17 protein-coding genes are annotated in these 21,400 nt (G+C 67.1%); 13 read left to right on the top strand and 4 right to left on the bottom strand.

The genetic code is table 11. The features are described from left to right. The first annotated feature begins 249 nt into the window (after positions 1-249). The 3 genes from ABLE92_RS18570 (at position 250) to ABLE92_RS18560 (ending at position 6,352) form a co-directional block, all read left to right on the top strand. On the top strand, positions 250-1,113 hold the full coding sequence (locus ABLE92_RS18570) for a ribokinase (protein WP_348806250.1): 864 nt from the start codon (positions 250-252) through the stop codon (positions 1,111-1,113). Positions 1,114-1,461: 348 nt separating this feature from the next. Then, complete coding sequence (locus ABLE92_RS18565; RefSeq protein WP_348806249.1) at positions 1,462-5,073, top strand: DUF3376 domain-containing protein; 3,612 nt, start codon at positions 1,462-1,464, stop codon at positions 5,071-5,073. A gap of 10 nt (positions 5,074-5,083) precedes the next feature. After that, positions 5,084-6,352, top strand: coding sequence for an aspartate aminotransferase family protein (locus tag ABLE92_RS18560; RefSeq protein ID WP_348806248.1), 1,269 nt, complete (start codon positions 5,084-5,086; stop codon positions 6,350-6,352). A 16-nt stretch (positions 6,353-6,368) separates the two neighbouring features. Here ABLE92_RS18560 and ABLE92_RS18555 read toward each other — a convergent pair whose 3' ends face one another. After that, positions 6,369-6,854 carry a PPOX class F420-dependent oxidoreductase gene (locus tag ABLE92_RS18555; RefSeq protein ID WP_348806247.1) on the bottom strand — a complete coding sequence of 162 codons (486 nt, stop codon included), beginning with the start codon at positions 6,852-6,854 and terminating at the stop codon, positions 6,369-6,371. Positions 6,855-7,021: 167 nt separating this feature from the next. Between ABLE92_RS18555 and ABLE92_RS18550 the strand changes: the two genes are divergently transcribed. Beyond that, entirely contained in the window at positions 7,022-9,064 is a 2,043-nt protein-coding gene (locus tag ABLE92_RS18550) for an OPT family oligopeptide transporter (protein ID WP_348806246.1), read from the top strand. Between the two features lie 80 nt (positions 9,065-9,144). Here ABLE92_RS18550 and ABLE92_RS18545 read toward each other — a convergent pair whose 3' ends face one another. Continuing rightward, entirely contained in the window at positions 9,145-9,762 is a 618-nt protein-coding gene (locus ABLE92_RS18545; protein WP_348806245.1) for a TetR/AcrR family transcriptional regulator, read from the bottom strand. Positions 9,763-9,803: 41 nt separating this feature from the next. Here ABLE92_RS18545 and ABLE92_RS18540 point away from each other — a divergent pair, with 41 nt between their 5' ends. The 4 genes from ABLE92_RS18540 to ABLE92_RS26215 all read left to right on the top strand — a co-directional run bounded on the left by ABLE92_RS18540 (position 9,804) and on the right by ABLE92_RS26215 (position 14,091). After that, positions 9,804-10,970, top strand: coding sequence for a phosphotransferase family protein (locus ABLE92_RS18540; RefSeq protein WP_348806244.1), 1,167 nt, complete (start codon positions 9,804-9,806; stop codon positions 10,968-10,970). Further along, positions 10,970-12,088, top strand: coding sequence for an Rv3169 family protein (locus tag ABLE92_RS18535; protein WP_348806243.1), 1,119 nt, complete (start codon positions 10,970-10,972; stop codon positions 12,086-12,088). Before ABLE92_RS18540 ends, ABLE92_RS18535 begins: the two co-directional genes overlap by 1 nt. 54 nt (positions 12,089-12,142) lie before the next feature. Then, positions 12,143-13,867, top strand: coding sequence for an FAD-dependent oxidoreductase (locus ABLE92_RS18530; RefSeq protein WP_348806242.1), 1,725 nt, complete (start codon positions 12,143-12,145; stop codon positions 13,865-13,867). Positions 13,868-13,932: 65 nt separating this feature from the next. Further along, positions 13,933-14,091 (top strand): DUF8730 family Cys-rich protein, encoded by a 159-nt coding sequence (locus tag ABLE92_RS26215; protein WP_496560824.1) that lies wholly within the window; start codon positions 13,933-13,935, stop codon positions 14,089-14,091. A 79-nt stretch (positions 14,092-14,170) separates the two neighbouring features. On the opposite strand, the gene ABLE92_RS18525 is transcribed toward ABLE92_RS26215, so the two are convergent. After that, on the bottom strand, positions 14,171-14,599 hold the full coding sequence (locus ABLE92_RS18525; protein WP_348806241.1) for a hypothetical protein: 429 nt from the start codon (positions 14,597-14,599) through the stop codon (positions 14,171-14,173). Between the two features lie 47 nt (positions 14,600-14,646). Next, positions 14,647-15,867, bottom strand: a complete 1,221-nt coding sequence (locus ABLE92_RS18520; RefSeq protein WP_348806240.1) for an NAD(P)/FAD-dependent oxidoreductase — start codon at positions 15,865-15,867, stop codon at positions 14,647-14,649. A 172-nt stretch (positions 15,868-16,039) separates the two neighbouring features. Here ABLE92_RS18520 and ABLE92_RS18515 point away from each other — a divergent pair, with 172 nt between their 5' ends. From ABLE92_RS18515 to ABLE92_RS18495, 5 genes are read left to right on the top strand one after another with little or no spacing between them, the layout of a single operon-like run. After that, positions 16,040-17,140, top strand: a complete 1,101-nt coding sequence (locus ABLE92_RS18515) for a polyprenyl synthetase family protein (protein ID WP_348806238.1) — start codon at positions 16,040-16,042, stop codon at positions 17,138-17,140. Further along, positions 17,137-17,832, top strand: coding sequence for a monooxygenase (locus tag ABLE92_RS18510; protein ID WP_348806237.1), 696 nt, complete (start codon positions 17,137-17,139; stop codon positions 17,830-17,832). Before ABLE92_RS18515 ends, ABLE92_RS18510 begins: the two co-directional genes overlap by 4 nt. After that, complete coding sequence (locus ABLE92_RS18505; RefSeq protein WP_496560823.1) at positions 17,829-18,656, top strand: carotenoid biosynthesis protein; 828 nt, start codon at positions 17,829-17,831, stop codon at positions 18,654-18,656. Before ABLE92_RS18510 ends, ABLE92_RS18505 begins: the two co-directional genes overlap by 4 nt. Next, positions 18,643-19,773: a glycosyltransferase family 2 protein gene (locus tag ABLE92_RS18500; RefSeq protein ID WP_348806236.1), complete on the top strand. Its 1,131-nt coding sequence runs from the start codon at positions 18,643-18,645 to the stop codon at positions 19,771-19,773. Before ABLE92_RS18505 ends, ABLE92_RS18500 begins: the two co-directional genes overlap by 14 nt. Then, positions 19,766-21,250, top strand: a complete 1,485-nt coding sequence (locus ABLE92_RS18495) for a phytoene desaturase family protein (protein ID WP_348806235.1) — start codon at positions 19,766-19,768, stop codon at positions 21,248-21,250. Before ABLE92_RS18500 ends, ABLE92_RS18495 begins: the two co-directional genes overlap by 8 nt. Positions 21,251-21,400: the final 150 nt, after the last annotated feature.

Here is a 21,400-nt window from a genome sequence, read left to right as displayed (position 1 = left end):
CTCGCGAGGCCGGACCACGAGCGCGTCCGCCCGGGTGACCGACCGAGTCGCCGGGCGGCCCGCCACGCGGGTGACTCCGGCCGCCAGGCGACTCCTGTGCCGTAGTGGTGCCCCGACGATCATCCCGCAGAGGAGTGTCCACTTGTGACTGATATCTCAGGTTTCTCCGGTCAGGCTAACATACTTAAAATATTAAATGTAGAGTCGGTCGCAGCGTCGGGTTCCGTCGACCGGGCATACTCATCGGCGATGACCTCTCACGACCCGACCGCAGCGCCATCCGAGGACACCGGCGTCGTCGCCGTGGTGGGCACCCTCAATCTCGACCAGGTGATCCGGGTGGATCGACTTCCGGCCGACTCCGAAACCGTCCTCGGCCTGTCGCAGACCGAACGGCCCGGCGGCAAGGGCGCCAATCAGGCCCTCGCCGCCGCCGGTCACGCCCGGGTGGCGTTGATCGGTGCCGTCGGTGACGACACCGCGGCGCAGACGATGCTGACCCATCAGCGATCCGCCGGCGTCGACGTCGACCACATCCACCACGCCGAGGGCATCAGCGGACGGGCCGTCATCGAGGTCGACGCGCACGGCACCAACCGCATCATCGTGCTGTCCGGCGCCAACACCGACCTGCCGGTCGACCACACGCTCACCGCATTGGACGCACTCGATCCCGACGTCGTCCTGACCCAACTCGAGTGCCCCATGGCGATCACCGAGGCGGTGGCCGACTGGTGCCGCAGCCACCGGCGACGATTCATCCTCAATCCCAGTCCGGTTGCACCGCTGGATGATTCGATTCTCACCATCGCGGATCCGGTGATCGTCAACGAGGTCGAGGAGACCTACTACGGCGGTCCGGAGAAGCTGGGCTCGACGTGTCGCAGTGTGGTGATCACCCGCGGTGGCGCCGGGGTCGTCGTGATCGACGACGCGGGTGAACATCACATCGAGGTCCGCGCCGTGACGGCCACCGACACCACCGGTGCCGGTGACGTCTTCGCCGGAGTCCTCGCCGCCCATCTCGCCGGTGGCCTCGACCTCCTGGACGCCGCCCGGCACGCGACAAGCGCGGCAACCGAATTCGTCGAGCGTGGTCCGGCAGCACACTGAGCCAACCTGACCGCCTCGTTCATACACGCACCCGTTGACAGCGCTCACCTCGCCACTGACAGCGCCATCCTCGCCACTGACAGCGCTCACCTCTTCACTGACAGCGCCCGGCTCGGCACTGACAGCGCTCTCCCCAACGTTGACAGCGCTCTCCCCATCACTGACAGCGCTCGGCTCGGCACTGACAGCGCTGTGCTTCCATATCGAAGACCGCAGGTGGCCGTGACCGCTCGCCGTATATCGTCCGACGACGCCAACTCCGCGTATTCGGCGTCCGATACGTCCGTATTGGGATTCAATTAGCGCACTACGAATGCCACGGTCGGGTGAGACGGAGGACGAGTCTCGATGTCTGAGAACAGAAGTGTCTCGACGACCCAGAGCACCAGCCCGAAACGCACCCTCCGCATCGCCCTTGCCATGCGCGGTGGTGTGAGCATGGCCGTCTGGATCGGCGGTGCCGTCGCCGAACTCGATCTGGTGCGGCGGGCATCGTTGACACCAATCCCCACTCCTGGTCCCCACGCTTCACCAGAGCATCACCGTGCCCACGTCTATAAAGAGCTTCTCGCGGCCGCCGGCTTCGACAAGGTCGAATTCGACATCCTCGCCGGGGCGAGCGCGGGCGGACTCAACGCTGTGCTGTTTGCCCTGGCGCAGAGCTACGGCGTCGTCACCGACGACATTGTTCGCGACATGTGGCTGAAGGATGGTGGCCTCTGGGATCTGTTGCGGACGCCCGACAAGGAAGCCGAAGCGGACGGCAAGCAGCGATCAGGATTCAGTGCGGTCGACTCGGTGCTGTCCGGCGACGGCCGGTTCCTGACGCTGGCACGCGAAGCCATCGAAATAATCGTCGGGGAATCCTGGAATCCGCCGCAGGCAGAAGAATCCTCCACGGTTGGCCGAGTCCAACCACAGGATCGACTGACCGTGGAGTTGGCAGCCACCGTGCTGCCCGACCCGAAGCGACGGAGCATGCCCTCCCGCGCAGGGTTCTCATTCACCCGTCGCCCAGGTGGACTCGGATCGACGTACTCCACCATCCCCGGAGCAATCGACGTCGACCAGAGCGCGGCCATACATGCCCAGGAACGTATGGCACTGAGCATGCGCGCCACCTCGTCATTTCCGGGCGCATTCGAGCCGGCGTCGGTGCACTCGTCGCAACCGACTCCCATGACCGACCTTTCTGCGCCCGGTGACATGCAGCCGGTCTTCTCGTTGTGCCGTGAGGCCAACGACGCCGACGATCCATTCCTGGTGATCGATGGCGGTGTCTTCGACAACATCCCTATCGATCGCGCCGTTCGCGCAATTCAGCGCGCATCGGCCACCGATCCGACGCAACGTGTGCTGATCTACCTCGATCCGCAACCACCGTCACAACCCGAACCGCAACCTGCACCGTCGCCGGCGAAGAAGGGCACCCGCGCACGCAATCAGTCTGCGCAGCTGAGTCGCTGGCTCAACGTCATCACCACCGGAATGTCACTCAAGCAACGTGAGGAGTCCGCAGCCGACGAGATCACGTACATCCGCGAGCACAATGACTCCGTCAAGGAACTCCAAGGACGGCTGGACTCGTTGGCGGCCTGGCTCTCCAATCCCGGGACGCGGCTGCCGAACATTGGACTCCGTGACTATCTCGCGTCGCGTGCGGGAGCCGACGCCGAACGGTATGCCCTCATCCTCACGAAACCCAATGATGTCCTCGTCAGCCCAGGATTCCCCGCCCAACCTTGGGTCCCCGTCAATGCCGAAGCCAGCCTCGCGGTCGCCGAAGCCGTCGAGAGGGCATACGCTGCTATCTCATCGCGCTCAACCACGCTCGACCGTCACGCGTGGCATGTCGTCACGATCGGCGATGCCGGTGCCGCAATCGACGCCTCGCTGTTCCTGATCGCGTGGACGCGAATGCTCCAGGACACGGACACTGTCAGCTGCAACGATGCTCCATTGCTCCGAAGGGTCAAACGATGCCTGTACCGTTGCCTGTCAATACTTCTCCGCGTACGGCGTCAGACCGTGGATGACGCCGTTCGCAGCACCACCGACTCAGACGCGTTGTCGACGGCAATCGTCGCAGGGATAAGCCATCAGCTGTTTCTGACGCTCGATCAGGGTCTCGACAGTCTGTTGAATCATTCTGAACCAGGGGATGATTCGGAGTTCTACGTACATCTGTCATCTGCTTTGGGAATGCCGGGAACTGCCACAGCGTCAACAGCGATCCCCCATTCGGCCCAGCTACTCACCACCGTGTGGTCACGCCTCGACTCGTATCTTCGTGCGCTAAGGACCATCCACCCCGGCCAGGCCGAACGCAACGATTCGGAGTGGTCCGATTCCATCTACAACGCACTGCGCCAACGAGTATCGGCGCACTCACACTCGGCGTATGAGATAACCCGCTTACTCTCGGTCAGCGGCGTCCCCGGCGGTCAGTCGATGATTCGCTACCACGAGATCACAGGCAACCAGACCCCCGCGCTGGACAACGAGCACGTCTCCGAGCTGCGGTCCGCAGCCATCCACTCACAACTGGCTTCCTGGTTACGCAAGAACACCGCCCTGGAGCACATCGACCCAGAACAGTTGTCCGCGTGGATGTCTCACGTCGAGGGAGTCAACCGGGCCGAGGACAAGCTGTGTGGAACACCGCTTGCGCGGTTCGCCGGCTTCTTCGACTGGCGCTGGCGCTCGAACGACTGGACGTGGGGTCGGATGGATGCTGCCGCAGGGATCGCCGATCTGCTGGAGGCGACCGCCCGCGACGAGAATGAGGAACAGTCCACAGCGTCCGAATCGGATTCCACCGCACGGGACCTGCAGCAGTGCATCTTCGCCGACCTCCCGACCTCGCTGGCGATGCCGCCGCGCGGGATGGGTGTGATCACCGGACTTCCCTCGTCCTATCGTGTCGGTCTGGTGTCACGTGCGTCCAGCCTGGTCATCCGCGCCCTACAGCCCGCCACCGTGAAACCGAGCGTCGTGAAGAAATCGATCGTGGTCGCGGCGGTGGCCGCGTTGCGGGTCATCCCACCACTTCTCGGACTTCTCGTCGATCCGATCCGACTCGCCATCGCCCTGGGAGCAACTCTCCTCGCATCGGAAGTACTGCCGGGGGATTCGGGCACAGATGAATCCAACTGGAGGGTGTTCGGGTTCCTGACGACGCTTGTGGGCTTGGGCATCGGCTGGCGATGGTGGGCGGCTCGGAAGAAGTGGCACGGCATGAATGAGAGATGGGAACGCGCCAAACAGGTGTTTCCGGCCGAACGTCAGCGTGTGTTCACAGACTGGCGTCGCGCGTTCACGGAGGCCCAGGGCCGGGCCCGTCCCTACCTGTGGGTGACGCTGTGCTTCGGGGTTGCCTATGCGTGCATCGGTATCGCGCTGTGGCTCCTGGCCACGGTGTTGGCATGCCATCCGATGGAAGCTGCACTCGCCGTGTGGTTCCCGCTGCTCGGCCTAGCCGGGTGGTTGTTCGTTGTCTGTACCCGGGTGACTCCACCTCGATCTGGCCATGAGGCCGGCCGTGTCGGCCGATCCGCCGCACGGCGGCTTGCTTTCTGCTGCGCGGCCGGGTTGTTGATCGTCGTGGTGGTCCTCGGTATCGGTATCGACATCTCGCTGCCCGGCACCATCGCCTCCGCTGTCAGTGTGGCATCAGTGCTCACCGCAGCACTCGTCGCCTGCTCACTGTGGGGCTGGGTCCCCCTCCGGGAGACATACACCTATGCCGCGCCCGCAGCTCTGCTCGCAGGCATCGTGACCGGTGTGGTCGCCCACTGCTGGGCGCAGAACAACGTCCTGGTGATCCTGGTCCCGGTGGCAACGTGGTGGATCTGGATGGCCGTTTTTCTCGGCAACGTCACACCCCTGTCATCCAAGGCCATGGGCCTATTGCCTGAGGAGTCGTCCGACGACACTGCGAGCACTGCCAATCCCTCGTAACGTCGACACCATGACGTCCGACCACACCCGCCACCTGATCCGGTACGGCGGGACCTTCTCTCCGGAGCTGATCGCCCGCGCGGAGGGCAGCTTCGTCTACACCGCCGACGGCCGACGCATCCTCGACTTCACCTCGGGGCAGATGTCGGCGATCCTCGGGCATGCGCACCCGGAGATCGTCGCGACCATCTCCCGGCAGGCCGCCACCCTCGATCATCTCTTCAGCGGCATGCTGTCCGAGCCGGTGCTGGAATTGGCTGCACGCCTGTCGGATTCGCTGCCCGATCCGCTCGACAAGGTGCTGCTGCTGACCACCGGCGCCGAATCCAACGAGGCCGCGATCCGACTGGCGAAACTCGTCACCGGCAAGCACGAGATTGTCTCGTTCGCCCGCTCCTGGCACGGCATGACGCACGCGGCGGCCGCGGCCACCTACAGTGCGGGACGCGGCGGTTACGGTCCGGTCGCGGCGGGCAATTATGCTCTTCCGACACCGGATTCGTTCCGGCCCGACTTCACCCACGCCGACGGCACCCTCGACTGGGAACGGCAACTCGACTTCGGATTCGGTCTTATCGACGCGCAGTCGGTGGGTTCGCTGGCCGCCTGCATCGTCGAACCCATCCTGTCCTCCGGCGGCGTCATCGACCTCCCGCCGGGCTATCTGGCTGCGCTGCAACGCAAATGCCGGGAGCGGGACATGTTGCTGATCCTCGATGAGGCACAGACCGGGCTGTGCCGGACCGGCACCTGGTACGCCTTCGAACGCGACGGTGTCGTCCCCGACATCATCACCCTCTCCAAGACGCTGGGCGCCGGCCTGCCCCTCGCCGCCACCATCACCAGCACCGAGATCGAACAGGCCGCCCACGAACGCGGCTTCCTGTTCTTCACCACCCACGTCTCCGACCCGCTCGTCGCCGCCGTCGGCAACACCGTGCTCGACGTCCTCGAACGCGATCACCTCGATACCCGTGCGACACACGCCGGAAAACTGTTGCGCGACGGCCTGCTTCGCATCCAGGAACGTCACAGTGTGGTGGGTGACGTCCGCGGCCGCGGGCTGCTACAGGGACTCGAGCTCGTCGACTCCGACGCCGACCGCCTCGGCGCCCAAGTCACCCGCCGATGCTACGACCTCGGATTGCACATGAACGTCGTCCAGCTGCCCGGCATGGGCGGCACCTTCCGGATCGCGCCACCCCTGACCGCCTCCGACGACGAACTGGAACTGGGTCTGTCGATCCTGGAGCAGGCCATCGCCGAACTCGACGCGTGACCCCGGCAGCCGCCGGTCAGCCGTCCTTCGCGTCGAGAGCCGCGGCCACCTCGGCGGGGAATCCGCCGGTGGCCACCGGCCCCCACGACGTCGGGGTGATGCGGATGACCGACTTGTTCTGCACCCGCATCGCCTCGCGGTACTCCTCCCAGTCCGGGTGCTCACCGGAGATGCAGCGGAAGTAGTCGACCAGCGCATCCTCGGCCTCGGGCATGTCGAGGACCTCGGCGGTGCCGTCCACCTGCACCCACGGGCCGTTCCACTCATCGGAGATCACGCACACGCTGACCTGCGGTCGCCGTGCGGCATTGACCGTCTTGGCACGAGCGGGATAGGTCGCGATGACGATACGGCCCTGCGCGTCCACACCGCCGCTGACCGGCGAGAGTTGTGGCGCGCCGGACCCCCGGGTGGTGAGCAGCAGCATCTTGTGACGAGGCGTGACGAAGTCGATGAGTTCGGCCTTCTCGACGTCGGTGGCGGTGGCGATGGTTCTGGGCATACCGCCACCCTAACCATGAGCGCAACGCCGATGGGCGGGCCAACTCACGCGTCGACACGACGGTAGCCGGCCGTCACCGCCGCAGCGTCGAAGACCGTGGCGTTCGGCGACATCCGCCCGAGCCCGGGCTTATGGTGTGACAAACCTTCCACGAAGGAGAGCCCGCTATGTCTGAATCTCCTGTCGCCACCCCGCCCGCCGCGTCACCGACACTGCGGGAGTTGACCGTTCGGGGCATCATCCTCGGCGGCCTGATCACCCTCGTGTTCACCGCCGCGAACGTGTACCTCGGCCTCAAGGTCGGTCTCACCTTCGCCACCGCCATTCCCGCGGCGGTGATCTCGATGGCCGTCCTCCGGTTCTTCGCCCATCACTCGATCGTCGAGAACAACATCGTCCAGACGATCGCCTCGGCCGCGGGCACGCTGTCGGCGATCATCTTCGTCATCCCGGGCCTGGTGATGATCGGCTGGTGGACCGGATTCCCCTACTGGATCACGGTGGCGGTCTGCGCCGTCGGCGGCATCCTCGGCGTGATGTACTCGATCCCGCTACGCCGCGCACTCGTCACCGGCTCCGACCTCCCGTATCCGGAAGGTGTTGCCGCAGCAGAGGTTCTCAAGGTCGGTGAGACCGAGGAGGGCGCGGAGAGCAACCGCGCCGGCCTCATCGCGATCATCGTCGGATCGGTCGGATCGGCGCTGTTCGCGTTGCTGGCCAAGATGCGGATCGTCACCGACTCGGTGGGCGCATACCTCAAAATCGGTTCCGGTGGCACCATTTTCGGCGCCAGCCTGTCCCTGGCCCTGATCGGTGTCGGGCACCTCGTCGGCCTGACCGTCGGCATCGCCATGCTCGTGGGTCTGGTGATCTCCTACTTCATCCTGATGCCGATCTACTCGTGGGGCGATTTCACCGCATCGACCGGTGCCATCGGCGACGTCCTCGACACCGTCTTCTCCGACGACGTCCGGCTCATCGGTGCGGGCGCCATCGCCGTGGCGGCGGTGTGGACCCTCATCAAGATCCTGCGGCCGATCATCACCGGCATCTCCAACGCCCTGACCTCGTCGCGCTCACGACGCGAGGGGATCACCGTCGACATCACCGAACGCGACATCCCGATCACCTACGTCGGGGCCACCGTCGTGGCGATGCTCATCCCGATCGGATTGTTGCTCTGGGACTTCGTGCAAACCCCCGCGTCGGGGCAGTCCACCAACCCGATCGACGGGTCGTCGGGCGGCATCATCTCCGTCACCATCCTGTTCGTGGTGATCATCGGCCTGGTCATCGCCGCCGTGTGCGGCTACATGGCCGGCCTGATCGGTTCGTCCAACAGCCCCATCTCGGGTGTCGGCATCCTCGTCGTCATCATCGCCGCGGTCCTGGTGAAGATCGTCTACGGGACGGCGTCGGGCAGCGAGACCGACGCGCTCATCGCCTACACGCTGTTCGCCGCCGCGATCGTCTTCGGTGTCGCCACCATCTCCAACGACAATCTCCAGGACCTCAAGACCGGCCAACTTGTCGGTGCCACACCGTGGAAGCAGCAGGTCGCGTTGATCATCGGCGTCCTCTTCGGGTCGATCATCATCCCGCCGATCCTGGAACTGATGAACAACTCCTTCGGCTTCGCCGGGATGCCCGGCGCCGGCGACGACGCCCTGTCGGCACCACAGGCCCAGTTGCTGTCCACCCTGGCCACCGGCGTCCTCGGCGGTTCGCTCAACTGGAGCCTCCTCGGGATCGGCGCTCTCATCGGGATCGGCGTCATCATCGTCGACGAGGTGCTCGGCCTCACGACCCGCCGGCTGCGGGTTCCGCCGCTCGCCGTCGGCATGGGGATGTACCTGCCGATGTCGTTGACGTTGGTCATCCCGATCGGCGCGATCCTCGGTGTCTTCTACAACAAGTGGGCCGACCGTTCCGGCGGCGACGCCGAGCAGAAGAAGCGGATCGGCGTGCTGATGGCCACCGGCCTGATCGTCGGTGAAAGCCTCTTCGGTGTCATCTTCGCCGGCATCGTCGCGGCCACCGGCGACGATTCTGCGCTGGCCGTCGTCGGCGACGGTTTCGAGAACTACGCCATCTGGCTCGGCGTCGTGCTCTTCGTCCTGCTCGTCGGTGGACTGTACAAGTACGCGCAGCGCCTCGCGAGCGCCGGCGGCACACCCAACACGAAGATCGACACGACCAAGCGGCTCTGAGGCGCCGATCCCTTGCATCTGCATGCTCGACTCCCACACGCATGCAATGCATTCCGTGCAAGCGGGAGGTGCGCGCGCAACTATCCCGACGACGCCGGCGCCAGGATCGCGGCGACCATGCGCTGCATCTGCGTCCCCCAGTAGTCGTCGAGCGGCTCCTCGGGCCGCATCAGGGTGTGCAGAATGGCCGCGCCACCGAGCATCTCGATGAGCAGGGTGGCGTCGACGTCCGCACCGATGGCACCGGCGTCGCGCGCCGCCTCGAGCCGCACGCCGACGGCCCCGAAAACCCCACCGAAGCCTTCGAGGACCTGCCGATGCAGTGCCGGGTCGGCGGCCATGTCGGCGATCAGGCCGGGCAGCGCGGCGCGGGTGACCGGGCTGCCGAACACCTCGCGCACCTCGGCGATCATCGAGGCGAGGTCGGCGTCGAGGTCGCCGGTTTGTGACACCAGCGTGGTGAATCGTCGCAGGGTCGCGTCGTGCACGAGATCGGGTTTACCCGTCCACCGACGATAGATGGCCGTCTTGGTGGTCCCGGCGCGTTCGGCCACCGCCGACATCGTCAGCCGGGCGTATCCGACGTCGACGAGGAGCTCACGGGTCGCGCCGATGACCGCCCCGTCGATCGCCTCATCGCGAGGTCTCCCGGCGGATTTCCGGATTTCGCTGCGCGGGGACATCTGGTCTGTCGTCATAACGCAACCGAGCGTAGCGGAATCGGGGCGAATGGAGCATCATGACCGAGTCGGCATCCTCGACGGGCACTCCCACCGTCGACACCCACGTGGATCCCCTCCAGCGTTCGGCGCGCGACACCTCGTCGCTCGCCGACACCCTCGCGGACTGGATCGCCACCCAGACACCCGATCGCGGCCGCCCCGATCTGCACGTCGACGCCGGCGGCGACGCGAACGGCATGTCGTCGGAGACGATCATGGTCGACGCGCAGTGGCCCGGCGAATCGGCGCCGGAACGCTGGGTGATGCGGATGGCGCCACGGGCAGAGGACATCCCGGTCTTCGACACCTACCGCCTCGATCATCAATACGAGGCCATGCGCCGCGCGGCCGCGGCCACCGCCGTCCCGATTCCGCGAGTGCACTGGCTCGAACCGACCGGCGACGTGACGGGCTCTCCGTTCTTCCTGATGGACCGCGTCGACGGTCTGGTACCGCCGGATGTCATGCCCTACACCTTCGGCGACAACTGGCTCTTCGATGCGTCGACGGAAAAGCAACGAGCCCTGCAGGATTCGACGGTGCGCCTGATCGCCGAGCTGCATTCGATACCCGACGCCGCCGCCACCTTCGGCTTCCTGCGCGACGGTGGGCCACCGTCGGACACCGATCTCGGCAGCCGTTTCTCGTGGCTGGTCGAATGGTACGACTCGTCGGCTGCCGCGATCGGCCGTTCACCACTCGTCGACCGCGCGCTCATCTGGCTACGGGAGAACTTCCCCACCGACGCCGCCGACCGGCCCTCGGTGCTGGTATGGGGTGACGCCCGCATCGGCAATGTGATCTATCGGGACTTCGCTCCGGTGGCCGTACTCGATTGGGAGATGGCCACATTCGGCCCACGCGAACTCGACGTGGCCTGGATCATCTTCGCCCACCGGGTATTCCAGGAACTATCCGGCCTGGCGGCCCTGCCCGGCATGCCGGACTTCATGCGCGAGGACGACGTCCGCGCCACCTACCGCGACGCGACCGGCGTCGAACTCGGTGACCTGCAGTGGTTCTCGGTGTTCGCCGGCGTCATCTGGTGTTGCGTCTTCATGCGGGCAGGCGCGCGGCGCGTCCACTTCGGGGAGATCGATCCGCCTGGCGACATCGACGCCGAACTGTTCTATCACCGCACCCTGCTCGAACGTCTCATCACCACACCCGAGGAAGGACACTGATGCTCGGCCCCGCCGACGAGTTCCCGATTCATCAAGTACCCCAACCGATCGCCTGGCCCGCGAGCTCCGATCGCAACTTCTACGACCGCTCCTACTTCAACGCGCACGACCGCACCGGCGAGATCTTCCTGATCACCGGCATCGGCTACTACCCGAATCTGGGCGTGAAAGATGCGTTCGTCCTGATCAACCGTGGTGGCGACGCCCAGACCGCGGTACACCTGTCCGACGCCATCGACGCCGATCGCCTGCACCAACACGTCGGCGACTACCGCATCGACGTCACCGATCCCCTGCATTCGCTGCACATCTCCCTCGCCGAGACCGAGGGCATCGAGATCGACCTCACCTTCACCGGACTGTTCGACGCCCTGCAGGAGATGCCACACCTGATGCGCACCGGCCCCAAGGTGACCCTCGACGCCCAACGCTTCGCCCAGGTCGGCACGTGGCAGGGCAGCATCGTCGTCGACGGCCAGGAGATCACCGTCGACCCCGCCACCTGGATCGGCACCCGCGACCGGTCCTGGGGTATCCGGCCGGTCGGCGAACCCGAGCCCGCGGGTCGCCCGGCCGATCCACCCTTCGAGGGCATGTGGTGGAACTACATCCCGATGGCCTTCGACCACTTCCAGCTCGTACTGATCGTGCAGGAATCCCCGGATGGCTTCCGCACGCTCAACGACTGCAGCCGGGTGTGGAAGGACGGCCGCGTCGAGCAATTGGGCTGGCCTCGGATCACCGTCCACTACCGTTCGGGTACCAGGATTCCGGCCGGCGCCACCATCGAGACCACCGCCCCCTCCGGGGCGGCCGTGCACCTCGAGGTCACGTCGCGGCTGGCGGTACCGATCCACGTGGGCGGCGGCTACGGCGGCGATCCCGACTGGACACACGGGGTGTGGAAGGGCGCCGATTTCACCGAGCGTCGCTCGTACTCGTTGTCCGATCCGGCCGTCGCCGGCCGCATCCCGTTCGGGGTCATCGATCACGTCGGACACGCGGTGTGCCGGGAGGCCGACGGCACCACCCGCGAGGGGTGGGGACTCTTCGAGCACGGCGCCCTGGGCCGCCACGATCCGTCGGGTTTCGCGGACTGGTTGTCGGTCGCCCCCTGAGTTCTGCGCCACACCCCTTGCCAGGTACCCCCCGGGGTATATACCCTCGGGGGTATGAGAATTGTTGTCGTCGGCGGTGTCGCCGGAGGTATGAGTGCGGCCGCCCGCGCTCGGCGCCTCGACGAAGATGCCGAGATCATCGTCCTCGAACGCGGTCCGCACCCGTCGTTCGCCAACTGCGGGTTGCCGTATTACGTCGGCGGTGAGATCGCCGACCGCGACGAGCTCCTGCTGCACACGCCGGAGAGTCTGGCCGAGACACTCAACCTCGACGTCCGGGTGAACCACGAGGTCATTGCGGTGGACCCGACCGCCCGCCGGGTGCGGGTGGCCACCGCCGAGGGCATCGACGAGATGGCCTACGACCACCTGATCCTGGCCCCCGGCGCGCGCGCCGTCCGCCCGCCCATCCCCGGCCTCGACGCCGAATGCGTCACCACGTTGCGCACCGTCGGCGACGCCGTCGCCCTGCGTGAACGTGTCCTCGACGGAGCCCGGCGCGCCGTGGTCCTCGGTGCCGGCTTCATCGGCGTCGAGGCGGCCGAGGCCCTGCGCCTGCGTGGCCTCGAGGTGGCCCTCGTCGAACTCTCCGATCACGTGCTGCCGCCCCTCGAACGGGAGCTGGCCTCCGCCGTGCGCGATGAACTGACCCGCCTGGGCATCGCGGTTCACGACGGCATCGGTGCGACCGCAGTGGAATACACCGCAGTGGAATACCACGGCGCCACCACCGATTCCGGCAATCCACCCGCGACCGTGATCCTGTCGGACGACACCCGGATACCCGCCGATGTGATCGTGCTGTCGGTCGGCGTCACCCCGGATACCGCCCCCTTCGAGGCCGCCGGCGTGGCCTGCGAACGCGGTGCGATCGTCGTCGACGAGCATGGCCGGACCAACCTCGACCGCATCTGGGCCGTCGGGGACGCGACGGTCTCCACCGATGCGGTCACCGGTATGCGACGCCCCGTCGCCCTGGCCGGGCCGGCCAATCGCGCGGGCCGGCAGGTCGCCGACGCCATCCTCCGACCCGAGACCGCCCGGCCGATCCCGGCCCCCTTGGGCACGGCGATCGTCCGCGTCGGCGAGCTCACCGCCGCCCTCACCGGTGCCAATCGGGCAGCCCTGGATGCGTCCGGAATCGATTATCGGACAATGCACTTGCATCCGAACAGTCATGCCGGATACTTCCCGGGGGCAGAACAGATCAGTCTGATGCTGCACGTGCGCGCGGGTGACGGGCTCCTGCTGGGCGCCCAGGCGGTCGGCCTCGATGGCGTCGACAAGCGAATCGACGTGCTCGCCACCGCGATCCGCAATCACATGAGCGCCGCCGATCTGATCGATCTCGACCTCGCCTACGCGCCGCCCTACGGATCCGCCAAGGATCCGGTGAACCTCGCGGGCATGATCGCCGACAACATCGCCACCGGCACCGTGCAACTCTGGCACGCCGCCGACGTCGACACCGTCCTCGTCTCGTCACTGGTGCTCGACGCCCGCTCGGCCGACGAGTACGCCGGCGGACACCTTCCCGGAGCACTCAACATCCCGCACACCGAGATTCGTGAGCGGATCGAGGAGGTCCGGGCGGCCGCCGACGGCCGGCCGGTGCGGGTCTACTGCCACTCGGGCATGCGTTCGTACCTGGCCACCCGCGCCCTGTCCGCGTCCCTGCCCGACGTCGCGAATCTCTCCGGCGGCATGCTGACATTCCTCGGCTGGTTCGGTGCGGCGGCCGCCGACCACATCGTGGCCGACGAACGCACCACCGCCTGACCTCGCACCATCACACCCACCCCATCTCACCGACCCCCCATCTTCATCAACCCCGAGGAGTACCCATGTGCCAACGAACGACCTGCCGGAAATGCGGAAAGGCCAGCTGGCGAGGCTGCGGTAATCACGTCGACCAGGTGATGCGCGGCATCCCGCAATCGCAACGCTGCCAAGGGCATGCGGGCGAGCCGGGCATGTTCGCTCGGTTCTTCGGCAAGGGCTAGACACACACGCCAGGCGCGGCTCAGAACCAACCGTTCTGAGCCGCGCCGTTCAGAATCGCGCCGTTCAGAATCGCGCCGTTCAGAATTGGCCGACCGCGAAGCCGATCAGCAGCACCACCACACCACCGATCTCACCGACGATCAATGCGGTGGTGGATGCACGCAAACTCGTTGAGGCATGCGCGAATTGGTTGTCGGTGTCGCGGCGCCAGCCGTGCAGCATGTAGGTGATGATCGCCCCGACGAAGAACACGATCGGCACGCCGGCGGCGACGAGATTCACCCAGGTCGGCCAGGCACTGAACTCGACAAGCGCGGCGAGCAGCAACGTCGCGAACGCGTAGAGCAGCGCCGCCCGATGGGCGATGTCGACGTACGGGTGGGCGAGATGGGTGGGCGACGACAGCATCTCCCGGTACTTCCACACACCCAGGATCAGCGCCAGCACCAGGATCAGACCGGCCGCGAACACCACGATCGCGGTGTCGATGCCGATGTCGGGTGCCATGGCCGTCAGTCTGTCACGATGATTCCGTCAGGTCACCGGGGCAGTCCTCAGATCAGCTGACCCAGCGGGACCTCCGAATCGGCGAGCTTGTTCAGATCGAGCGTTGCTCCCGAGGCCACGAGCGCCTTGATGTCGTCGAGTTGATCCCAGATATTGCACTGCATCCCGGCGAGCAGGTGCGCATCGTCGTCGACCCACAGCGCGACGAACTCCCGCGCCCCGAGGTCGCCACGGATGATCACGCGATCGTCGGCGCCGGCGAGCCCGCTGTACTCCATGCCGAGGTCGTACTGGTCGGTGAAGAAGTACGGCAGGTTTTCGTACTCGGCGTCGCCGCCGAGGATGTTCGTCGCCGCCACCGCCGGCTGATTGAGTGCGTTGGCCCAGTGTTCCGTGCGGACCCGGCGCCCCAGGACCGGATGCATCTGGTTGGCGATGTCACCGACGACGAAGATGTCCGGATCACTGCTGCGCAGGCCGGCGTCGACGAGGACACCCCCACCATCGATCTCCACCCCGGCGCTCTGCGCCGGTCCCAGGTTCGGAACCGCACCCGCCGCGACCAGCACGGCGTCGGCATCGATGGTCGATCCGTCCTTCAGACGCAGCCCGGCAGCGGCACCGCCGTCGGTGAGGATCTCGGCCACCTGCACCTCGGTCCGCAGATCCACCCCGTGGCCGCGGTGCAGGTCGGCAAAGACGCGGGCCACCTCGTCGCCCAGGACTCGTTGCAGTGGTAAGGCCGCGGCCTCGGCGACCGCCACCTCGACACCGCGTCCGCGGGCCGTCGCCGCCACCTCGAGCCCGATCCACCCGCCACCGACGATCGCGAGTCTGCTGATGGAGTCCAGCGCCGAACTCACCGCCTGAGCGTCGTCGAGCGACCGCAGGTGATACACCCCGCTCGCATCCGCTCCGGGCAGGTCCAGGTGCCTCGACGACGACCCTGTCGCCAGCACCAACGAGTCATACGACAGTGTCGATCCGTCGGGCAGGGAGACCGTCTTCGCCGCCGCATCGACGGCGTCGACGGTGGTGCCGGGCCGGAAGTCGACCTTGTGGTCGAGGTACCAGTTGGTGTCGTGGACGGTGAACTCGTCGGGCTTCTGTTTCCCGGCGAGGAACTCCTTGGACAGCGGTGGACGCTCGTACGGCAGGCGTTCCTCGGCACCCAGCAGCACGATGTCGCCGCCGTAATCCTGATCTCGCAACGCCTCGGCGGTCTTTGCTCCCGCGAGGCCTCCTCCGACGATGATGATTCTCGACATGGCGATTCCTCTTCTCGGTGGACTCTCCGATCCACCGTACGCGGGCACGCCACACCGTCCGGGCGACTTGAGTCCACACCCATCCTTCCGCTGCGCAGCTCCGAATCCATCGCAGCACCGAATCCATCACAGTCCAGATCCGTAGCCCACCCGCGTCCCCGAGGAGCCGCACATGCGCACGAGGCCGCTACCCACGGTCACGTCCGACGCCCCCAGCGATCCACCAGACGACGCCACCCTCGTCGAGGGCATCGTGCGGGGAACCCTCGACGCCCACGCCTCGGTCCTCGGTGCCGTCGACCCCGACACCGCAGCGCTCACCGGCGCGATCCGGCGTTCCGCGACCGGCGGCAAGCGATTACGCGCGGCGTTCTGCCTGTGGGGATCTCGCGGTGCGGGTGCCGATCTCGCGCCCGGCGCCGCCGCGGCCGCCGCCGCCATCGAGTTGTTCCACCTCGCCGCGCTCGTCCACGACGACATCATGGACGACAGCGACACCCGTCGCGGTCTTCCGACCGTGCACCGCGACTTCGCCGATCGGCATCGTCGAGACCGGTTGCGCGGCAACCCCACCACCCACGGCACCTCGATGGCGATCCTCGCCGGCGACCTCTGCCTGACCTGGTCCGACGATCTGCTCGCCACCGCCCTCGACGACGCCGACCGCGACATCCGCCGTGCGGCGCGCGCGGTGTGGTCACAGATGCGCGACGAGGCCTTCGCCGGCCAGACCCTGGACATGCTGGCGCAGACCACATCCGGTATCACCCGTGCGCGAGCGCACACGATCCTGCGCTTCAAGAGCGCCAAATACACCATCTCCCAGCCACTTCGGCTCGGCGGAACCCTGGCGCGAGCCGATGCCCGCCTGCTCGCCGATTACGACGACATCGGCATCCATGCCGGCGAGGCCTTCCAGCTACGCGACGATGTCCTGGGTGTGTTCGGCGATCCGGCGGCGACCGGCAAATCCAACGTCGACGACATCCGGGAGGGCAAACGCACCCTGCTCGTGGCCATCACCGAGGAGCGCGCGAACCGGGTCGGCCGTCAACTGCTGTCCCGCGCATTGGGTAATCCGGCTGTGCGAGAACGGGATGTGGCCGCGCTGCGCGAGTTGATGGAGTCCACCGGCGCTCGACGCGGTGTGGAACGACGCATCGACGAGCTGACCGATGCGGCCCTGCGCACCGTCGACGGGCTCGACTCCGATGACCGCACGCGGAAGGCGCTGACCGATCTGATCCACCGGTGCGTGTGGCGGGAGTCATGAGCGACGCAGCACCCGCACCGCCGGTGGTCGACCTGCACCTGTTCGGGGTCGACTCGGTGTTCGCCGCGCTGCAGCGCGTCGCACGTGCCCGTCGATCGTTGAAAGATGTTCCCGGACTGCGCTTTGCCAAGGTCCTCGGCACCGGTTCCGGTGAGACGTTCACCATGCGCGACGCCGATCTGTCCCACTGGGCCGTACTCCTCGCCTGGGAGGAGAGCGGCCCGATGGGACTGTCCTACCTCGATCGGTGGGAGGCGATCAGCCGGGAGCACCTGCGGATCCGGATGCGACCGCTCTCCGCCCGCGGCCGGTGGTCGCGGCGGGAACCATTTGGTGTCAACGCCTCTCGCACGCCGGGTCGAGTACCGGGTCCGGTCGCGGCGATCACCCGGGCGCGGCTGCGCCCGACCCGGATGGCATCCTTCTGGCGTTCGGTACCGCCGGTCGCGGCGGCCCTCAACGCGTCGTCGGGGGTGCGTCTCGCGGTGGGGATCGGTGAGGCTCCCATCGGCGTGCAGGGCACCTTCTCGCTGTGGGATGACGCGCGCGATCTGACGGCCTTCGCCTATCGAAACCCCGAACACGTCTCCGCCATTCGACGTACCACACCCGAACGGTGGTATGCCGAAGAGCTTTTCGCCCGATTCAGCGTCGAGACCGTCGACGGGACATACCGGGGTGACACCCAGTGAGCAGCGTGTCCGGACGCACCGTCGAGCACGCCGGCGCACACCTCGTCCCACGTCGCTTCCTGCCGATCGCCGCCTGGACGCTGTTGTGCGCCAACATCCTTCTCCAGATCGCCTTCCCGCTGACCGGCGGCGGCACCACCGCGATGACCACGGGCAGCGCCCTGCTGCTGTCGGTGGCCATGCTCTGCGCGGCCGGTGCCACCCACGGTCTCCGTGGTGCCCTGACCCTGCTGCTCGTCGCCGGTGGTGGCGGACTGCTGGCCGAAACCGTGGGCGTGCACACCGGAGTCCCGTTCGGCGCCTACTCCTACACCGGCGCGCTGCAACCGGAACTATTCGGAGTGCCCGTCGCGGTGCCCGCGGCGTGGATCATGATGAGTTGGCCGGCGTTCGTCGTCGCCACCCGGCTTGCCGCTGACCGGACCTGGTTGGTCATCCCGGTCGGTGCGTACGCACTGACCGCGTGGGATGTCTTCCTCGATCCGCAGATGGTCGACAACGGCTATTGGCAGTGGGATTCGACGACGCCATCGCTGCCCGGAGTGGACGGCATCCCGCTGTCGAACTTCGCCGGCTGGCTGATGGTCTCGCTGATCATCATGACGTGTCTGAGCGTCGCAATGCGCACCGGACGGGGCTCGGACGCCCCGGAGGGCACGGTCCCGCTCGTCGCGTACCTCTGGACGTACTTCTCGTCGGTGATCGGCCACCTGGTCTTCTTCGGCCGACCCATGGTCGCGGTGGTCGGCGGGGTGCTGATGGGGGTGATCGCGATTCCCCTCGCGATCTCGCTGGTCCGCGAGGTGCGTCGTGCGCGGCGGTGAGATCTGGCGTGCGCTGGTGGCGTGCGGAACAGCGACGGCCACCGGCTCGGCCGTGCTGGCGATGGTGAACGCCGCCACCATCCGGGTGCCGAATGCGCACGCACCCAGTGGTGACGAACCGTTGTCGGTGCTGCTGCCCATGCGCGACGAGGCCCGCCACGCCCGCGACTGCCTCCGCGCCGTCGCCGCCGCAGCCGATCGGTGGCGGGGGCCGGTGCGCATCGTCGTACTCGATGACGACTCCTCCGACGGCACCGCCGACATCCTCGCGGACCTGGCCGAGCAGATTCCCGCACTCGAGATCGTCAGCGGCGCCGGCCCCATCTCCGGGTGGCTCGGCAAGGCGTGGGCGTGTGAGCAGTTGTCGTATCGCGCCGTCGAGCGGGGCGTTCTCGTCTTCGTCGACGCCGACGTGCGGGTGGCGCCGGACGCGTTCACCGCGAGCGTGGCCACGATGCGCACGGCCGGATTGGACATGTTCTGTCCCTACCCGCGTCAGATCGCCGGCACCTACGCCGAGCGGCTGATACAACCGCTCCTGCAGTGGAGTTGGATGTCGACGCTCCCGCTGCGACTGGCCGAACGGTCGGCGCGGCCGAGCCTGTCGGCCGCGAACGGTCAGTTCCTGATCGTCGACGCCACCGCCTACCGCCGTGCCGGTGGTCACGGCGCGGTGCGCGCCGAGGTGCTGGAGGACATCGCGCTGCTGCGTGCGGTGAAGGCGGTCGATGGGCGCGGGGTCGTCGGTGACGGCAGCGAGGTGGCTTCGTGCCGAATGTATGTGGGCTGGCGGGAGATTCGCGACGGGTACCGCAAGTCGCTGTGGTCGGCCTTCGGTTCCCCGGCAGGTGCGGCGGCGGTGTCCGCTCTCCTGCTGCTCACCTATGTCGTGCCCGCCGTGGCCGCACTCACCGGCTCACGGGTCGGCCTGTTCGGTTATCTGGCCGGGGTCGCCTCGCGGGTCGTCAGTGCCCGCCGGACAGGTGGACGTGCACTGCCCGACTCGCTGGCACATCCGATCTCGGTCGTCGCCTTCACCGGTATGACAGTCGATTCCGTGATCACCCATCGCCGAGGACTGCTGCGCTGGAAGGGACGGGAGATCAACGGTGTCTGACATCGTGGTGATCGGCGCCGGTGTCGGCGGGCTCGCCGCCGCGATCCGGTTGCAGGCGGCGGGGCATCGGGTGACCGTTCTCGAGCAATCGGCGGACGTCGGCGGCAAACTCGGCGTCCTCACCCAGGACGGATTCGTCTTCGACACCGGGCCTTCGCTCCTCACCATGCCGCAGGTGCTGGCCGAGCTGTTCGCCGACACCGGGGCGCCACTGGGGAATGTCCTGGACTTGCAACGCCTTCCGATCGCCGCGCGGTATTACTTTCCCGACGGCACACTCCTCGACCTGCCCGGGGAGATGACCGACATCCCCGCCGCACTCGACGCCGCCCTGGGTTCGGGATGCGGCGCCCAGTGGCAGGGTCTGCTGCGGCGCTCCCAGCAGATCTGGGACGTCACGCGGGAACCGTTTCTCGAATCCCCGATCTCGTTGCGGCGCATGGCCTCGCTGGCTCGTTCGGTGTCCGACGTCCGTACCGTCGCCCCGTGGCACAGTCTGCGCGGCCTGGGCCACCGGTACCTCGACGACGTCCGACTCCGCATGATGCTGGACCGCTACGCCACCTACACGGGTTCCGATCCGCGCCGCGCACCGGGGGCGCTGTTATCGGTTCCGTGGGCCGAGCAGAGCGGCGGCTCGTGGTATGTGCGCGGCGGTCTCGGCCGCATCGCGATCGCCCTACGGGACCGGCTCCTCGAGCTCGGTGGGCTCCTGTGCACCGACACCGAGGTCGAGGCCATCACCACCTCGGGTGGGCGGGTCACCGGTGTGCGCACCGTCGGCGGCCGCGTCGTGGACGCCGATCTCGTGGTGGCCAATGCCGATGCGGAGCAGGTCTATTCGCATCTCATCACCACACCGCCCGCTCGTCGGGCGCGCCGCTCGCTGCATCGATCCACCCCCTCGTTGTCGGGTTTCGTGATGCTGCTCGCCGTCGACGATCCGCCGCCGATGACCCATCACACGGTGCTGTTCCCCTCCGACTACGACGCCGAGTTCGACGCGGTCTTCGGACGCCACGGCCGGCCCCGCCCGGTCGCCGACCCGACCATCTACATCACCGCCCCCGACGACCCGGCGGTGCGACCCGACGCCTCGACCGCGGCGTGGTTCGTCCTCGTGAACGCCCCACGGCACGACCCGGACCGCGGAATGGATTGGGATGCACCCGGTGTGGCGAGCCGGTATGCCGATCTCCTCGTGGACCTGATGTCGATGCGCGACATCGACATCGCCGGACGCATTCGCCATCGATTCGTCATCTCACCGTCCGACCTCCAGCGGCGGACCCTCACTCCCGGCGGGTCGATCTACGGGACGTCGTCGAACGGACCACGGTCCGCCTTCCTGCGTCCCGCCAACCGTTCCCCCGTCCCGGGCCTGTACCTGGTCGGCGGATCGGCCCACCCCGGCGGGGGCGTGCCCTTGGTCCTGCTGTCCGCGAAAATCGTTGCGGGACTGATCGGCCCGGCCTGACCCCGTCGAGTGGGCGCCCTTTCCCGTCGAGTGTGCGCTGTATTCCGTCGAGTGGGCGCCGTATTCCATCGAGTGTGCGCCGTATTCCATCGAGTGGGCGCTGTATTCCGTCGAGTGTGCGCAGTATCCTACCGAGTTACTCGCTCCGCC

The sequence above is a fragment of the Gordonia oleivorans genome, from assembly GCF_040044975.1.
GTDB classification, from domain to species: Bacteria; Actinomycetota; Actinomycetes; order Mycobacteriales; family Mycobacteriaceae; genus Gordonia; species Gordonia oleivorans.
The sequence above is the reverse complement of the archived record's forward strand: the minus strand, read 5'-3'. Positions and strand labels throughout refer to the sequence as shown.

Bases quoted from the DNA above. Each gene is read 5' to 3' on its own strand.
- ABLE92_RS18570 (WP_348806250.1), top strand. From the start codon at position 250: ATGACCTCTCACGACCCGACCGCAGCGCCATCCGAGGACACCGGCGTC.
- ABLE92_RS18565 (WP_348806249.1), top strand. From the start codon at position 1,462: ATGTCTGAGAACAGAAGTGTCTCGACGACCCAGAGCACCAGCCCGAAA.
- ABLE92_RS18560 (WP_348806248.1), top strand. From the start codon at position 5,084: ATGACGTCCGACCACACCCGCCACCTGATCCGGTACGGCGGGACCTTC.
- ABLE92_RS18555 (WP_348806247.1), bottom strand. From the start codon at position 6,854: ATGCCCAGAACCATCGCCACCGCCACCGACGTCGAGAAGGCCGAACTC.
- ABLE92_RS18550 (WP_348806246.1), top strand. From the start codon at position 7,022: ATGTCTGAATCTCCTGTCGCCACCCCGCCCGCCGCGTCACCGACACTG.
- ABLE92_RS18545 (WP_348806245.1), bottom strand. From the start codon at position 9,762: ATGACGACAGACCAGATGTCCCCGCGCAGCGAAATCCGGAAATCCGCC.
- ABLE92_RS18540 (WP_348806244.1), top strand. From the start codon at position 9,804: ATGACCGAGTCGGCATCCTCGACGGGCACTCCCACCGTCGACACCCAC.
- ABLE92_RS18535 (WP_348806243.1), top strand. From the start codon at position 10,970: ATGCTCGGCCCCGCCGACGAGTTCCCGATTCATCAAGTACCCCAACCG.
- ABLE92_RS18530 (WP_348806242.1), top strand. From the start codon at position 12,143: ATGAGAATTGTTGTCGTCGGCGGTGTCGCCGGAGGTATGAGTGCGGCC.
- ABLE92_RS26215 (WP_496560824.1), top strand. From the start codon at position 13,933: ATGTGCCAACGAACGACCTGCCGGAAATGCGGAAAGGCCAGCTGGCGA.
- ABLE92_RS18525 (WP_348806241.1), bottom strand. From the start codon at position 14,599: ATGGCACCCGACATCGGCATCGACACCGCGATCGTGGTGTTCGCGGCC.
- ABLE92_RS18520 (WP_348806240.1), bottom strand. From the start codon at position 15,867: ATGTCGAGAATCATCATCGTCGGAGGAGGCCTCGCGGGAGCAAAGACC.
- ABLE92_RS18515 (WP_348806238.1), top strand. From the start codon at position 16,040: ATGCGCACGAGGCCGCTACCCACGGTCACGTCCGACGCCCCCAGCGAT.
- ABLE92_RS18510 (WP_348806237.1), top strand. From the start codon at position 17,137: ATGAGCGACGCAGCACCCGCACCGCCGGTGGTCGACCTGCACCTGTTC.